The organism is uncultured Agrobacterium sp. (assembly GCF_913777885.1).
Lineage (GTDB): Bacteria > Pseudomonadota > Alphaproteobacteria > Rhizobiales > Rhizobiaceae > Agrobacterium.
In genome coordinates, this window is the sequence record NZ_CAJYTV010000003.1 from 164,857 (window position 1) to 178,824 (window position 13,968).

Genomic DNA, 13,968 nt, shown 5'->3' on the forward strand with positions numbered 1-13,968 from the left:
AATTGATCCATGGTTCAAAAAAACTGACGGGCTGATGACGCGTAGGGCGTGGCTCCAGTCCGGCTTTTCTCATTGAATGTTTTTGTTTTGTTCACTTATGGCTGGCAGGTTTCAAGCCCACAGGATAGGGTTTGACACATGCAAAACGCGATTCGAATTATCGGCATTGATCCGGGCCTAAGGCGTACCGGCTGGGGCGTCATCGAAACGATTGGCAACAGCCTGCGTTTCGTTGCCTCCGGCACTGTGACGTCCGATGCCGAGATGGACCTCGCGTCGCGCCTTTGCCAGTTGCATGACGGGCTGGCGGATGTCGTGCATTCCTATCAGCCAGATGAAGCAGCTGTTGAACAGACCTTTGTCAACAAGGATGCTGTGGCGACGCTGAAGCTCGGACAGGCGCGTGGCATCGCCATGCTCGTTCCTGCGCGCGCAGGTCTTCATGTTTCCGAATATGCACCGAATGCGGTCAAGAAGGCGGTGATCGGGGTCGGCCACGGGGAAAAGCAGCAGATCCACATGATGCTCAAAATCCTGATGCCGAAGGCCGAGTTCAAGGGCAACGATGCCGCCGATGCGCTGGCGATCGCCATCTGTCATGCACATAACCGCGGTGGCGAGCGGATGCGCCGCATTCTCGCCGCCGGCTAGGCAGACTCTTTTCGGCTTTAAGCTCTCTCTCTCAAACATCACGGACGCGACGATGATCGGCAAACTCAAAGGCACCATAGAAGAAATCGGCGACGACTACGTTCTCGTTGACGTTCATGGCGTCTGCTATGTGGCGCATTGCTCGGCACGCACGCTGTCGCGGCTTGGCTCTGTCGGCGAGGCGGTCGTGCTGTTCATCGAGACCTATGTGCGCGAGGACCAGTTGAAGCTGTTCGGCTTCATGAGTGCTCTGGAACGCGAGTGGTTCAACCTGCTGCAAAGCGTGCAGGGTGTGGGCTCCAAGGTGGCGCTTGCCGTGCTGTCGACGCTCTCGCCATCCGAACTTGCCAATGCCATCGCGTTGCAGGACAAGGCCGTTGTGTCGCGTGCGCCTGGCGTCGGTCCGAAGGTCGCGATCCGCATCGTCACCGAGCTGCGCAACAAGGCCCCTGCTTTTGCCGGAGAAGCGTCAGGTGCCATCGGGCTCAAGCAGGAGATCGGCGAAGGGGCGGCGCCTGCGCCGGTCGCCGATGCCGTCTCGGCTTTGACCAATCTCGGCTATTCGCGCGATCAGGCTGCCAACGCCGTGGCGGCCGCCTTGAAGAATGGCGGGGAGGGTGGAGACAGCGCCAAGCTGATCCGACTGGGCTTGAAGGAGCTTTCACGGTAGATCTGATATTTGTATTTTTGGCGGATGAATGATAATATTTCCGCCATATGATGTTTTTTCTTACGGGTGCATATCATGGGATGGGAAGTCGTCGTTTCGTCAAAGGGGCAGGTAACGTTGCCTAAAGACATGCGTGAAGCGCTCAACCTTCGCCCCGGTGATCAGGTCGTCTACTCCATCATTGATGGCGAAGTGGTGCTGACGCCAAAGAATATTGATTTCAATGATCTCGCTGGCCTTTTAGGTAAGCCTCCCAAGGGCCGTGCCACCTTGGAAGAAATAGACGAGACCGTCAGCAAGGCTGCAGGCCATAGCGTCGTCGATACCGATGATGATCAGGCGGATGCCGCTGCATGATAGTGTATGGCGTGGATACGAACGTCGTTCTTCGTCTTTTCGTTGATGATGAACCAGACCAACGGGAAGCAGCACTGCGTTTCGGAGCAGGGATTGGCCGCGACTACACTGTCTTCGTAACGCTTCTCACTCTGATCGAGCTCAGTTGGGCTTTGAAGTCACAATACGGTTTCAATCGACGACAGATCAGCTTGGCCATTCGCAAGTTGCTGCACACAAGGGGTTTGGTCGTTGAAGGACACGATAAGGTCGTCAAAGCCGTCCGTCTGGTTGAGCGCCATAATGCCGACTTCACGGACGCGCTTATCGCCTGTCAGTCGCTCGGCGAAGGCTGCAAAACCATTTACACCTTCGACATCAATGCAGCGCGGAAAATACCCGGAATGGAACTTTTGACATGAGTGAGGCTGCACGGCTGATTTCTTCTGAGAAACGCGGCGAGGATATCGACACCACGCTGCGCCCGCAGACGCTGGATGATTTTACCGGCCAGGCGGAGGCGCGCGCCAATCTGAAGATCTTCATCGAAGCGGCGAAGAACCGTGGCGAGGCGCTGGACCATGTGCTCTTCGTCGGCCCGCCCGGTCTTGGCAAGACGACGCTGGCGCAGATCATGGCGAAGGAGCTTGGCGTCAACTTCAAGTCGACCTCCGGTCCTGTCATCGCGAAAGCTGGCGATCTCGCCGCGCTGCTGACGAACCTTGAAGAGCGTGACGTTCTGTTCATCGACGAAATCCATCGGCTGAGCCCGGCGGTGGAGGAAATCCTCTATCCCGCCATGGAAGACTTTCAGCTGGACCTGATCATCGGAGAGGGTCCGGCGGCGCGCTCGGTGAAGATCGATCTGTCGAAGTTCACCCTCGTTGCCGCCACCACACGCCTTGGTCTTTTGACCACGCCGCTTCGCGACCGTTTCGGCATTCCGGTGCGCCTGTCTTTTTACACGGTGGATGAGCTTGAACTGATCGTGCGACGCGGTGCGCGGTTGATGGGGCTGCCGATGACGGATGAGGGTGCGCGCGAAGTTGCGCGCCGCGCGCGCGGAACGCCGCGTATTGCCGGGCGCCTGCTACGCCGCGTGCGCGACTTTGCCGAAGTGGCCCGCGCCGAAGCCGTAACCCGCGAAATTGCCGATCAGGCGCTGACGCGGCTTCTGGTGGATAATATGGGTCTCGATCAGCTGGACATGCGCTATCTGACGATGATCGCGGTGAATTTCGGCGGCGGGCCGGTGGGCATCGAGACGATTGCTGCTGGGCTTTCGGAGCCGCGCGATGCGATCGAGGACATCATCGAGCCCTATATGATTCAGCAGGGATTTATTCAGAGAACACCGCGTGGCCGTATTTTGACCGCGACGGCGTGGAAGCATCTCGGTATGCAGCCGCCTAAGGATCTCGAAGCGGCGCAGTTTCGCCTTTCTCTCGAGGACGAGTAAATTTGATCACGCGCCGTGCGCTTCTTAAAATGGCCGCGACTGCCAGCGCTGGCTTCTTTTCGCTTGGAGCTTACGCAGGTGGGGTAGAGCCACTGTTGCGGCTTGCGACCACACGCTACCGCATCACGCCGCCGAATTGGCCGACGGGGCAAAGCCTGCGTATTGTCGTGATCGCCGATCTGCATGCCTGCGAACCATGGATGTCGCCAGAGCGGATCTCTCGCATTTGCAACCATGCCAATACGCTTGGCGGCGATATCATCCTGCTGCTGGGGGACTATGTCACCGGCATGCAGCGCTTCATCACAGATATCGTCGCGCCAGCGCAATGGGCCAACGCGCTGTCTGCCTTGCGGGCACCCTATGGCGTACACGCCGTGTGCGGCAATCACGACTGGGCGCAGGACCCTGAGGCGCAGAGGCTTCGGCTGAAGGAGACGGTTTCGCACCGGGCGCTGCGGGCCGTCGGCATAACCGTCCATTCCAATACCGCTATCCGCAGCGGATCCGAGGAGCATCCCTTCTGGATTGCCGGACTTGAGGATCAGTGGGCCTATCGCGAACGCGGCGAGGTCGCGGGCCTTGACGATCTTCCCGGGACGCTGGCGCAGGTTACCGATGATGCGCCGATCATTATGATGGCGCATGAGCCGGATATTTTCCCGACAGTGCCGGAGCGTGTGTCTCTGACATTGTCCGGCCATACCCATGGCGGGCAGGTCAATCTGTTCGGTTGGCGGCCCGTCGTTCCCTCCATTTACGGCGAACGTTATGCCTATGGTCACAAGGTGGAAAACAGTCGTCATCTGATCGTGTCTGGCGGTCTTGGTTGTTCGGGCGCGCCGATCCGCTTCCTGTCACCACCGGAAATCGTGGTGATCGATCTCGTCGGCTGACGGAACCAGACCGCCACCACCGCCCTTTCCCGTTCTTTCAATGGGAGAAGCTGCATGACGACGTATCGCAAAGGCACCAAGGTCAGCTGGAAGTGGGGCAATGGCAAGGGCGAGGGCAAGGTGGCCGAGAGCTTCACCGAGGATGTCGAGCGCAAGATCGACGGCTCGACGATCAAGCGCAAGGCAAGCAAGGACGAGCCGGCCTATCTGATCGAGCAGGACGATGGCGGCAAAGTACTGAAGAGCCATTCGGAGCTTGATAAGGCAAGTTGAGTCGCAGATCGCCGTCGCTCGTCAAATGGAGGCCGATGCGCTGATCGCGTCGGGCTTCATGACTTATATGCGAGAGGAGTGACGAGATGACGTATGATCCGACACGGGTTTTCAAAAAGCTGGCGCGCAACAACAGGCTTGCCAATCTTCGCCTGCACCAAGCGTGCCTGCAACTGACGGCAGAGGAACTGGTCGCTCCACGCACCAGCTTCTTTCCGACGATCCGTGAGACCCTCAATCACATCTATCTGGTGGACATGTTCTATCTCGATGCGATGAAGGGCGGCTCGTTGGGTCCCAAGGTCTTCGACGTCAGCGAGCCCTACACCGATATGGAGACATTGGCGCAGGTGCAAGCTGCCCTCGATATGGATTTGATATCCTTCGTCGATGGTCTGGACGGAGAGATGCTCTTCGCAACGGTTCACGTTTATCGCGGTGCGCGGGTGCAGCAGGATCGTTGCGACGATATTCTCTCCCATCTCTTCCAGCACCAGACGCATCATCGCGGCCAGGTTCATGCAATGCTGTCCGGCACTCGGCTTAAGCCCCCACAGCTCGATGAATTTCTCGTTGGAGACGATGCTCCTGTTCGCAAAACCGAATTGCAGGCATTAGGATGGACGGAAACTGATTTGATGTTTCCTGTTTAATTTATTGGATGCCTGATGGTTGAAGACACCCGTATTCGTATAAAATTCAAGCCGAAGCGCCTCTTTCAGATGCGCGTTGCCGGTATCGCCTTTCGCAACAGCCATGTGCTGGTCCACCGCGCCACCCACGAAAAATTCTGGACCTTTCCGGGCGGAAGGGCGGAAATGGGCGAGCGATCGGAAGAGACGCTGGCGCGCGAGATGGTGGAAGAACTGGGTGCCGAGGTTTCAGTGGGGCGGCTTCTCTGGGTGGTGGAGAACTTCTTTCATTACGAGGGTCGGAAGTGGCACGAGCTTGGCTTCTATTATTTGATGGACCTGCCTGAAAGCTTTCCCTTCGATGAGGAGAAGATCATCCACCGCGTCCAGGACGGCAAGAATGCGCTGGAGTTTCGCTGGGCGAAGGCTACGACAGAGGCGTTGACGGCACTCGATATCCCGCCCTATTTCATTGCCCGAGAGATCGAAAACTTGCCCCCATCCACCCGCCATGTGGTGTGGGACGACGGCAATCTGGACGACAAATGAGCACTTCCCAACCGCGCCATATGATCCGGCTGGACCACAAGCCGCAGCTCTTCAGTTTTCGCGTGGCTGCGCTGATCTTCCACCAAGGCTATCTTCTGGTGAACCGCAGTGTGACCGACCGTTACTGGGCGCTACCGGGTGGGCGGGCCGAAATTGGCGAAAGCACGGAAGAGACGATCCTGCGCGAGATTGAAGAAGAGCTTCACGTGAAGGCGAGTATCGAACGCCTCGTCTGGTCGGCGGAGAACTTCTTCGCCTACGGCGATTATCAGGCGCATGAAATGGCCTTTTATTATCAGATCCGTCTCGATGAATCCTTCCCATTTCGTGAGAGCGATATCATTCACCGCGTCGCCGATGGCGAGACCGAGGTGGAATTCTGCTGGTTGCCGGCAACGGCCAAGGCCCTGAGACAGAACGATCTGCGACCCGTCTTCATTGCCGACAGCATCGAGACTCTGCCCACGCGACATCAGCATGTGATCGTGCGTGAAGGCAATCAACCCAGGACTCAAGAATGACTGACATTACCGTTTCCCTATCAGGAGAATTGATCGAACACGGCCATCGGCTGGTGCAGCGGGTCTATTACGAAGACACGGATTTCTCCGGCCTCGTCTATCACGCCCGCTATCTGCATTTCCTCGAGCGCGGACGCACCGATTATCTGCGCTGCCTCGGTTGCGAGCAGAGTGCGCTTTTGACGGCGGATGAGGAAGGCCTGGTGTTCGTGGTTCATCGCATGGAGATCGACTTCAAAAGCCCGGCACGGATGGATGATGTGCTGACCATCACTACCATCACCGAAAAGGCGGGTGGGGCGAAAATGATACTGAACCAGGAAATCCGCCGTGGCGAGACCCTGCTGATCGCGGCAAAAGTGATCATCGCCGTCATCAATGGCAAAGGAAGACCAAGACGCCTTCCGGACACCATTGCGGAGAAGTTTTTGAAGTAAACCGGAGCGCGGGACAGAAAACCCGCTCTTGGCCCCATGTTTCGTAACACTCCCTTAACCATAATGTAGTCTTACTGAAACGCCCGGTATTTGTGGGTTATACGCCTTCCTTTTACCAAATTTAGCGGCGAGTAAGGCGTACTGGCAGTTATCGGGGCAAAGGCGACGGGCTGGCGGATCTTAACCGCGACGCTTAACGCATTGATGCGTGTTTGAATCGCCCGGTCATGCACCGGGCGTTTGGATTCGGGGATTGGAATATTTATGGAACAGGCAGGTTTGGCAGCGGCAACGCATGATGTGAGTCTTTGGGCGCTGTTCATGCAGGCTGGACTCATCGTCAAGCTGGTGATGATCGGCCTCCTGGCCGCCTCGGTTTGGACGTGGGCCATCGTCATCGACAAATATATGAGCTTCACCAAGGCACGACGTCAGTTCGATCAGTTCGAACAGGTATTCTGGTCCGGCCAGTCGCTTGAAGAGCTGTACCGCACGCTGGCCGAGCGCCAGAATGGCGGTCTTGCGGCAATCTTCGTGGCCGCCATGCGCGAATGGAAGAAGTCCTTCGAGCGCGGCGCGCGTTCGCCGATCGGTCTGCAGATGCGTATCGATAGGGCCATGGATGTGACGATGGCACGTGAAGCTGAGCAGTTCGAGGCGCGTCTCGGCTCGCTGGCAACGATCGGTTCTGCGGGTCCGTTCATCGGCCTGTTCGGCACCGTTGTCGGTATCATGACCTCGTTCCAGGCAATTGCCGGTTCGAAATCTACCAACCTTGCGGTCGTCGCGCCCGGTATTGCCGAAGCGCTTCTGGCAACGGCGATCGGCCTCGTGGCCGCTATTCCGGCCGTCATGGCCTATAACAAGTTTATGGGCGATGCGCACAAGCTTTCCGCACGGATGGAAGGTTTTGCCGACGAGTTTTCCGCGATCCTGTCTCGCCAGATCGACGAGAAGCTGCAGACGCGTCAGGCCGCGCAGTAAGACGCAACGCCGAAAGCCAGTGGAGTAAAACGCGATGGGTATGTCAGCAGGCGGAAGCGGTGGTGGTTCGGGTGGTCGTCGCGGCCGTGGACGCGGTCGCCGTGGCGGCGGTGCGATCAGCGAAATCAACGTGACACCGCTCGTGGACGTCATGCTCGTGCTGCTGATCATCTTCATGGTGGCAGCACCGATGATGACGGTCGGCGTTCCGGTCGATCTGCCGCAGACCTCTGCGTCTGCTCTCAATTCGGAAACGCAGCCGATCACCATTTCGGTCAATGCCAATGGCCAGATCCATTTGCAGGAAACGCCGATCGAAGCGGCGGAAGTGGCCGACAAGCTGAAGGCGATTGCCACCACCGGATACAATGAGCGCGTCTTCGTGCGTGCCGATTCTGTCGCCGCCTACGGCGTTGTCGCGGATGTGATGGCACGTATCCAGGGTGCCGGCTTCAAGAATATCGGCCTCGTAACACAACAGAAACAGGATAATTGACGACCGCGATGAAGGGCAGCATCACCACATCTGCGATTGTGCACGCCTCGCTGCTGGCCTTTGCCCTTGTGTCCCTGGGCTCGCCGGCACCGCTCGAGGTGTCTCAGGCCGAGTCGATGCCTGTAGAACTCGTGTCCGTCGAGGAAATGACGCAGATTCAACAGGGTGACAAGAAGGCGCCGAAGGCGGAGAAATCCGCGCCGGTGCCGACCACGCGTCCTGACACCGTACCTAACGCGCAAAATATCGGCAACAACAGCGCCGATCTCGATGCGCCGCCCACGCCGACTGAAAAGCCGAACAACAATGTCGCTGCCGCCGCTCCGCCCAAGCAGGAGCAACCGGCGCCGGTCGTCGATACCAACCCGAACGACGTCAAGGACATCGTAAAGGAAGAGACCGCGCCGAAGCCGCAGGAGATGGCGGCACTTCCCATGCCAAAACCGGAAATCACGCCACCGCCGAAGCCTGCCGAGCCAAAGCCAGCCGAACAAAAGGCTGAAGAGCCGCCACCGCAGAGCCAGGAACCGGCGGAAATTGCCGTGCGGCAGAATGTGCCGCGCCCGAATGCGCGCCCGCAGCCGCCGGAACAGAAGCCCGAGCCGCCAAAGCCCGAGGCCCAGAAACCGGCTGAGCAGAAGCCTGCGGAAAAACCCACCGAGAAGAAGAGCGATCAGGCCAAGGCCAATGAAAAGCCTTCTGACAAGAAGGTGGCTGATCGCAAGCAGGAAACCGCCAAAGCTGCCGCAACTCAGCAGAGCGAATTCAACGCCGACGAGATTTCAGCGCTTCTCAACAAGCAGGCGCCATCCGGCGGCGGCGCGAAGCGCTCAACCCAGACGGCGGCGCTTGGCGGCAAGAAGACGATCGGCACGGGTTTGAGTGCCAGCGAGATGGATGCCCTTCGCGGGCAGATTTCCAAGAACTGGTCGATGGTCGCCGGTCTGACGGATGTCGCGCAGGTGGTCGTCGAAGTGCGTGTCCAGCTCGATCGGTCGGGCGCGATTGTCGGGCGGCCTGAGGTTTCCGCAACCGGCGGGCCGGAAGGCACGCGCCGTGCGGTGGAGGGCAGTGCGGTCCGCGCTGTCATGAGATCCGCGCCATTTACCAATCTCCCAGCGGATAAATACGATGGTGAAAAAGGATGGAACACGTTGTTGCTGACATTCACGCCGGACGATTTCGGTGTGTGAGGCAGGACGTTGAAACTGTCACATCCCTATTCCGATCAAAGTGCAATTCATAAAAAGCTGAAAGGCTTGTTTCGATGATCAAGTTCTCTTTCCTTCGCGCGATGATGGTGGCCTCCGGCCTCATCCTGTCGTTCGTTGCGGTCACGCCGGCCAACGCGGAAGTTCGGCTCAACATCACCAAAGGCAATGTCCAACCGCTGCCGATCGCGATCACCGATTTCATGTCGGGTGACGGTATCGGCGCGCAGGTCTCCGCCGTGGTCGCAGCCGATCTGCAACGCTCGGGGCTGTTTGCGCCGATCAACAAGAGTGCCTTCATCGAGAAGATCAGCAATCCCGACCAGTCGCCACGCTTCGAAGACTGGAAGGTCATCAACGCGCAGGCACTGGTTACCGGCCGCGTGACGAAGGAGGCCGATGGCCGTCTTCGCGCCGAGTTCCGTCTGTGGGATACCTTCGCCGGCCAGCAGATGATGGGTCAGCAGTTCTTTACCCAGCCGGAAAACTGGCGTCGCGTCGCCCATATCATCGCCGATGCGATTTATGAGCGCGTCACTGGTGAAAAGGGCTACTTCGATACCCGCGTCGTTTTCGTTTCCGAAAGCGGTCCGAAGCAGCAGCGCAAGCGCCAGCTTTCCATCATGGACCAGGATGGTTTCAATGTTCGCAACCTGACAAATGGCAACGACCTTGTTCTGACGCCGCGCTTCTCGCCGAACCGCCAGGAAGTCACTTACATGTCGTTTGAGGGCAACCAGCCGCGCGTTTACCTGCTGCAACTGGAAACCGGACAGCGCGAAGTCGTCGGCAACTTCCCCGGCATGACCTTCTCCCCGCGCTTCTCGCCCGATGGTCAGAAGGTGATCATGAGCCTTCAGCAGGAAGGCAACGCCAATATCTACACGATGGATCTGCGCTCGCGTACAACGACGCGTCTGACCAATACCGGCGCGATCGATACGGCTCCGTCCTACTCGCCGGATGGCCAGCGCATCGCGTTCGAAAGCGACCGTGGCGGACGCCAGCAGATCTATGTGATGAATGCCGACGGCTCCGGCCAGACGCGTATTTCCTTCGGCGATGGCGCTTATTCCACGCCGGTCTGGTCTCCGCGTGGCGATCTGATTGCCTTTACCAAGCAGTCGGGCGGCAAGTTCTCCATCGGTGTGATGAAGCCAGATGGCTCCGGCGAGCGCATTCTGACGTCGGGCTTCCACAATGAGGGTCCGACATGGGCGCCAAATGGTCGCGTCCTGATGTTCTTCCGCCAGAACGCAGGCGCCGGTGGCCCGCAGCTCTTTTCCATCGATCTGACTGGCTATAACGAGCAGCAGGTGAAGACACCGACCTATGCTTCCGACCCGGCGTGGTCGCCGCTGCTGGACTGAAGCGTGTCGCGATCTGTGCGATTCGCTGTAGGGCAGTAGCCGTGTGTGACGGTGCATGTCGCACCAGACCGTCGCACAGGCTTGCATGACATATACGATCAATACCCGTCACATTAGTCCGTAGTCGCGGCTCTTGTGGCGGTTTTGTGGAGAATGCCGGAAATACGCCTCTTTCTTGCCGCAAATAGCTGTGAGGGAGCAAAAAACTGGGACATTTCCGTTTTGTTAACCATACGCGTTCGGGGGCCGTTAACCTCAATCGGTTAGCGTCTGGCAACGTTATCGAAATCCTAAGGAGAGACCGGCGATGAGCCGTACACACACTTCGGCGCTTAGCCCAATGCAGAAAATCGCCCGCAATCCGGCTGTCATCGCTCTGACGCTCGCTCTGGCACTTGCCGGCTGCGCGAACAAGAAGAACATGCCCAACAGCGCAGGCGATCTCGGCCTCAATGGTGGTGCAGGTTCTGCGACACCCGGTTCGCAGCAGGACTTCACCGTCAATGTCGGCGACCGCATCTTCTTCGATACCGACTCGACCTCGATCCGTGCCGATGCGCAGCAGACCCTGCAGCGCCAGGCTCAGTGGCTTGCTCGCTACCCGAACTACGCCATCACGGTTGAAGGCCATGCCGACGAACGCGGCACGCGCGAATACAACCTGGCACTCGGCGCACGCCGTGCAGCCGCCACGAAGGAATTCCTCGCTTCTCAGGGCGTCCCTGCCAACCGCATGAAGACGATCTCCTACGGCAAGGAACGTCCGGTCGCCGTTTGCGACGACATCTCCTGCTGGTCGCAGAACCGCCGTGCGGTTACCGTTCTTGGCGGCGCTGGCATGTAATTGCCTCGCGCAATCGTGATGAATTTTGCAAAGGCGGCCCCCGGGCCGCCTTTCGTTTTTTTCATAGTTTGGCCGAAGTTAAGTTGCTTTTTAATCGCAGATGGAAAAAATCTGGAGTTGCGCCGCTGGGGCGCAAATCAATGAGACAGGAAGCACTATGAAGAAACTTGTCGTGGCGGGAATGCTGGGGCTTGCAGCCTGCACCGGCTTGAGCGGCACAGCGATGTCGCAGCCGTTGTTCGGTTGGAGTGGGAGCGCTAGCACGACCAACTCGAAGGCTCCGGTGGTCAATGTCCAGGCCAATGAGACCTATCGCGTACAGCAGCTTGAAGAGCAGATCCGCCAGTTGAACGGTCGCATCGAAGAGATGAGCTTCCAGCTTCTCCAGATGCAGGAAACTATTCGCAAGGCGCAGGAAGATAATGAATTCCGCTTCCAGCAGCTGGAAGGTGGCGGTGGCAAGTCTTCAGCACCGGCAGCGACGCCGAAGAAGAAGGCGGAGGCGGATCTTCCGCCTGCCGGCACATCTGGTGCGCCATCTGACGATGTCGCCACCATCATCGGGGAGCCGTCTTCCGACGGCGCTTCGGTGGCGGGCGGTGCCGCTTCGACCGGGCCACGCTCCAATGCCGCACCTGGGGAAACGACGCTCGGCTCCATCGAACTCGATTCTCGCGGCCTGCCGGTTGGCGGTACGCTGAATTCCAACGCCAATAATTCTGCGGGCGCTCTTCCCGGTGTCGCCACCGGCAGCCGTCCGAGTGGTACCGATCCGGTCAATACCGCTGCGCTGACCAGCGAGAACGATATCTATCAGGCAGCCTACAGCCATGTTCTGGCTGGCGACTACAAGCAAGCGGAGCAGGGCTTCGAAAAGTATATTCAGGGCTATCCCAATGGCTCCAAGGCGGCTGATGCCAGCTTCTGGCTTGGCGAAGCGCAATATTCGCAGGGCAAGTTTACCGCTGCCGCAAAGACCTTTCTCGACGGCCACAAGAATTACGGAAAGTCTCCCAAGGCGCCTGAAATGCTTTTGAAGCTCGGCATGTCGCTTGCCGCTCTCGACAATAAAGACACCGCCTGCGCGACCTTGCGCGAAGTGCCCAAGCGCTATCCGAGCGCCTCCAAGACCGTTCTGGGCAAAGTCACCAGCGAACAGAAGCGTATCGGCTGCTGAGCCTGCTCGCAGCCCCTGCCATGGCAACGCCGTCTTCTCCGCTTGCGCCACTTCAGGCAGCGCGGATCTTTCTCGACAGACTTCAAAAGCCCGCCATTCTTCTTGTTGCCGTCTCAGGCGGCAGTGATTCCACCGGCCTGCTTCTTGCACTCAACGATAGTCTTCGCCTCTTTGCTCAGGTCGATGTCAAACTTGAGGTTGTCACCATAGACCACGCTTTGCGGCCCGAGGCTGCCGATGAAGCGGTCGCGGTCGCGCAGTTCTGCCATGCGCTTGCCATCCCCCATCACAGCCTTCGCTGGACTGACGAGAAGCCCAAAACCGGCGTTTCCGCTGCGGCGCGACTGGCGCGCTACCGGCTGATCGGCCAGGTCGCCGACAAGATCGGCGCGACTGCTATCGTCGTTGGCCATACGCGCGACGACCAGCGTGAAACGATTACCATGCGCAGCCATCGCAATGCGGCGCAGGACAGGCCCGGCCTTTCCGGCATGGCCGATGCGGTTCTTTACAATTCCCGGCACTGGGTGCTGCGCCCGTTTCTGAATGTAAGGCGCCAGGATATACGCGATTATCTCGTGACCAAGAACCAGGGCTGGTTCGACGATCCGTCTAACGAGGATGTAAAATATGAACGGGTGCGGGTCCGCAAAACGCCGGAGCCTGTTGATCTGTCCCTGGCCGCTCCATCGCTCAAGAGGGCAGAGCTTGCGTCGCGTGCTGCCGCATTCGTTTCCCGCGCCGTCGATGTCTTTCCTGCGGGCCTGATCCGGCTGCACGCAGAGCATCTTGGAGAGAATGCCGGCATTCTTCGCTATGCGATCTCCGCGCTGGCCTGCGTTGCCGGTGGCAGGCCTTATCCGCTCGCCGCCGACAGCCTGGACAGGGTGATGGAATTTCTGGCCGGAGGAATGCCCGGCAGGCTTACGGCGGGGCGCGTCGTCTTCGACCGACGCAAGGACGGACTCTATCTGATGCGGGAAAACCGCGATGTGCCGAGAACAACGATTTCTTCCGGTGCAACTGTCGTCTGGGATGGGCGGTTCGAGATCACCAATCGCTCGGACGTCGCCATGGTCGTGAGCGGCGAAGGTTGCGCCGATACGGCGCGAGAAGGACAGGGCGACTGTCCCGACAGAATTCCTTCAGGCGTCCTCAAGCGTGCGCGGTTGGCGCAGCCTCATCTCAGGCCAGACAAGGCTGAAGAGGCGGGAGAGGCGAGGGTTTTGATGGAAGCGATTTCCATCCGTCCATTGCTTGCGCCCTATGACCTGTTCCTGACGCGTTTCGATCTCGATCTGGCCAATGCGATTGCCGTTCGTCTGGGCCGCGAGGCTTATGCGCAGCCCCCGATCACCGGCCTTGGCCTGTAACAGGTGGGCGCGTTGGAAAATTGCGTCGAAATTTCGCAGAGTTTTTACCGCAAAACACATCTCCTTCTCCGCTTCGCCTTGGCAACCGC

The 13,968-nt window shown here is 58.8% G+C and carries 18 protein-coding genes; all 18 read left to right on the top strand.

Translation table 11 applies throughout. The features are described 5' to 3' along the window. The first annotated feature begins 138 nt into the window (after window positions 1-138). The gene (gene ruvC, locus QZ869_RS01750; RefSeq protein ID WP_296102187.1) at window positions 139-651 is read left to right on the top strand and encodes a crossover junction endodeoxyribonuclease RuvC; all 513 of its coding nucleotides are present in this window, start codon (window positions 139-141) and stop codon (window positions 649-651) included. 52 nt (window positions 652-703) lie between these two features. After that, window positions 704-1,321, top strand: coding sequence for a Holliday junction branch migration protein RuvA (gene ruvA / locus QZ869_RS01755; protein ID WP_296083007.1), 618 nt, complete (start codon window positions 704-706; stop codon window positions 1,319-1,321). 75 nt (window positions 1,322-1,396) lie between these two features. Continuing rightward, entirely contained in the window at window positions 1,397-1,678 is a 282-nt protein-coding gene (locus QZ869_RS01760; RefSeq protein ID WP_296078588.1) for an AbrB/MazE/SpoVT family DNA-binding domain-containing protein, read from the top strand. Further along, window positions 1,675-2,079, top strand: coding sequence for a PIN domain-containing protein (locus QZ869_RS01765; protein WP_296102189.1), 405 nt, complete (start codon window positions 1,675-1,677; stop codon window positions 2,077-2,079). The genes QZ869_RS01760 and QZ869_RS01765 overlap by 4 nt, the downstream gene beginning before the upstream one ends. Further along, window positions 2,076-3,116, top strand: coding sequence for a Holliday junction branch migration DNA helicase RuvB (gene ruvB / locus QZ869_RS01770; RefSeq protein WP_062598848.1), 1,041 nt, complete (start codon window positions 2,076-2,078; stop codon window positions 3,114-3,116). The genes QZ869_RS01765 and ruvB overlap by 4 nt, the downstream gene beginning before the upstream one ends. Window positions 3,117-3,118: 2 nt before the next feature. Continuing rightward, window positions 3,119-4,012 carry a metallophosphoesterase gene (locus QZ869_RS01775; RefSeq protein WP_296102191.1) on the top strand — a complete coding sequence of 298 codons (894 nt, stop codon included), beginning with the start codon at window positions 3,119-3,121 and terminating at the stop codon, window positions 4,010-4,012. A gap of 54 nt (window positions 4,013-4,066) precedes the next feature. Beyond that, on the top strand, window positions 4,067-4,285 hold the full coding sequence (locus tag QZ869_RS01780) for a DUF2945 domain-containing protein (protein ID WP_296020594.1): 219 nt from the start codon (window positions 4,067-4,069) through the stop codon (window positions 4,283-4,285). A gap of 86 nt (window positions 4,286-4,371) precedes the next feature. Beyond that, the gene (locus QZ869_RS01785; protein ID WP_296096823.1) at window positions 4,372-4,938 is read left to right on the top strand and encodes a DinB family protein; all 567 of its coding nucleotides are present in this window, start codon (window positions 4,372-4,374) and stop codon (window positions 4,936-4,938) included. Window positions 4,939-4,953: 15 nt separating this feature from the next. After that, the gene (locus tag QZ869_RS01790; RefSeq protein ID WP_296102193.1) at window positions 4,954-5,466 is read left to right on the top strand and encodes an NUDIX hydrolase; all 513 of its coding nucleotides are present in this window, start codon (window positions 4,954-4,956) and stop codon (window positions 5,464-5,466) included. Then, window positions 5,463-5,987: an NUDIX domain-containing protein gene (locus tag QZ869_RS01795; RefSeq protein WP_296102195.1), complete on the top strand. Its 525-nt coding sequence runs from the start codon at window positions 5,463-5,465 to the stop codon at window positions 5,985-5,987. The genes QZ869_RS01790 and QZ869_RS01795 overlap by 4 nt, the downstream gene beginning before the upstream one ends. Further along, entirely contained in the window at window positions 5,984-6,424 is a 441-nt protein-coding gene (gene ybgC, locus QZ869_RS01800) for a tol-pal system-associated acyl-CoA thioesterase (RefSeq protein WP_296020585.1), read from the top strand. Before QZ869_RS01795 ends, ybgC begins: the two co-directional genes overlap by 4 nt. Window positions 6,425-6,688: 264 nt before the next feature. Then, complete coding sequence (tolQ, locus tag QZ869_RS01805; RefSeq protein WP_296020583.1) at window positions 6,689-7,408, top strand: protein TolQ; 720 nt, start codon at window positions 6,689-6,691, stop codon at window positions 7,406-7,408. A gap of 34 nt (window positions 7,409-7,442) precedes the next feature. Further along, window positions 7,443-7,904 (top strand): protein TolR, encoded by a 462-nt coding sequence (gene tolR / locus QZ869_RS01810; protein WP_062427953.1) that lies wholly within the window; start codon window positions 7,443-7,445, stop codon window positions 7,902-7,904. Between the two features lie 8 nt (window positions 7,905-7,912). Next, a complete protein-coding gene (locus QZ869_RS01815; RefSeq protein ID WP_296102545.1) occupies window positions 7,913-9,097 on the top strand; it encodes a hypothetical protein in 1,185 nt (394 codons plus the stop codon). 74 nt (window positions 9,098-9,171) lie between these two features. Then, window positions 9,172-10,485, top strand: coding sequence for a Tol-Pal system beta propeller repeat protein TolB (gene tolB / locus QZ869_RS01820; RefSeq protein ID WP_296020579.1), 1,314 nt, complete (start codon window positions 9,172-9,174; stop codon window positions 10,483-10,485). A 307-nt stretch (window positions 10,486-10,792) separates the two neighbouring features. Then, complete coding sequence (pal, locus tag QZ869_RS01825) at window positions 10,793-11,329, top strand: peptidoglycan-associated lipoprotein Pal (RefSeq protein ID WP_296020577.1); 537 nt, start codon at window positions 10,793-10,795, stop codon at window positions 11,327-11,329. 157 nt (window positions 11,330-11,486) lie between these two features. Next, a complete protein-coding gene (gene ybgF, locus QZ869_RS01830) occupies window positions 11,487-12,506 on the top strand; it encodes a tol-pal system protein YbgF (RefSeq protein WP_296020575.1) in 1,020 nt (339 codons plus the stop codon). Window positions 12,507-12,526: 20 nt separating this feature from the next. Continuing rightward, entirely contained in the window at window positions 12,527-13,879 is a 1,353-nt protein-coding gene (gene tilS, locus QZ869_RS01835) for a tRNA lysidine(34) synthetase TilS (protein ID WP_296102197.1), read from the top strand. Window positions 13,880-13,968 lie beyond the last annotated feature (89 nt).

Bases quoted from the DNA above. Each gene is read 5' to 3' on its own strand.
- tolQ (WP_296020583.1), top strand. From the start codon at position 6,689: ATGGAACAGGCAGGTTTGGCAGCGGCAACGCATGATGTGAGTCTTTGG.
- QZ869_RS01815 (WP_296102545.1), top strand. From the start codon at position 7,913: ATGAAGGGCAGCATCACCACATCTGCGATTGTGCACGCCTCGCTGCTG.
- ybgC (WP_296020585.1), top strand. From the start codon at position 5,984: ATGACTGACATTACCGTTTCCCTATCAGGAGAATTGATCGAACACGGC.
- tilS (WP_296102197.1), top strand. From the start codon at position 12,527: ATGGCAACGCCGTCTTCTCCGCTTGCGCCACTTCAGGCAGCGCGGATC.
- pal (WP_296020577.1), top strand. From the start codon at position 10,793: ATGAGCCGTACACACACTTCGGCGCTTAGCCCAATGCAGAAAATCGCC.
- tolR (WP_062427953.1), top strand. From the start codon at position 7,443: ATGGGTATGTCAGCAGGCGGAAGCGGTGGTGGTTCGGGTGGTCGTCGC.
- QZ869_RS01760 (WP_296078588.1), top strand. From the start codon at position 1,397: ATGGGATGGGAAGTCGTCGTTTCGTCAAAGGGGCAGGTAACGTTGCCT.
- ruvA (WP_296083007.1), top strand. From the start codon at position 704: ATGATCGGCAAACTCAAAGGCACCATAGAAGAAATCGGCGACGACTAC.
- QZ869_RS01785 (WP_296096823.1), top strand. From the start codon at position 4,372: ATGACGTATGATCCGACACGGGTTTTCAAAAAGCTGGCGCGCAACAAC.
- QZ869_RS01790 (WP_296102193.1), top strand. From the start codon at position 4,954: ATGGTTGAAGACACCCGTATTCGTATAAAATTCAAGCCGAAGCGCCTC.
- ruvC (WP_296102187.1), top strand. From the start codon at position 139: ATGCAAAACGCGATTCGAATTATCGGCATTGATCCGGGCCTAAGGCGT.
- QZ869_RS01780 (WP_296020594.1), top strand. From the start codon at position 4,067: ATGACGACGTATCGCAAAGGCACCAAGGTCAGCTGGAAGTGGGGCAAT.
- ruvB (WP_062598848.1), top strand. From the start codon at position 2,076: ATGAGTGAGGCTGCACGGCTGATTTCTTCTGAGAAACGCGGCGAGGAT.
- tolB (WP_296020579.1), top strand. From the start codon at position 9,172: ATGATCAAGTTCTCTTTCCTTCGCGCGATGATGGTGGCCTCCGGCCTC.
- QZ869_RS01765 (WP_296102189.1), top strand. From the start codon at position 1,675: ATGATAGTGTATGGCGTGGATACGAACGTCGTTCTTCGTCTTTTCGTT.
- ybgF (WP_296020575.1), top strand. From the start codon at position 11,487: ATGAAGAAACTTGTCGTGGCGGGAATGCTGGGGCTTGCAGCCTGCACC.
- QZ869_RS01795 (WP_296102195.1), top strand. From the start codon at position 5,463: ATGAGCACTTCCCAACCGCGCCATATGATCCGGCTGGACCACAAGCCG.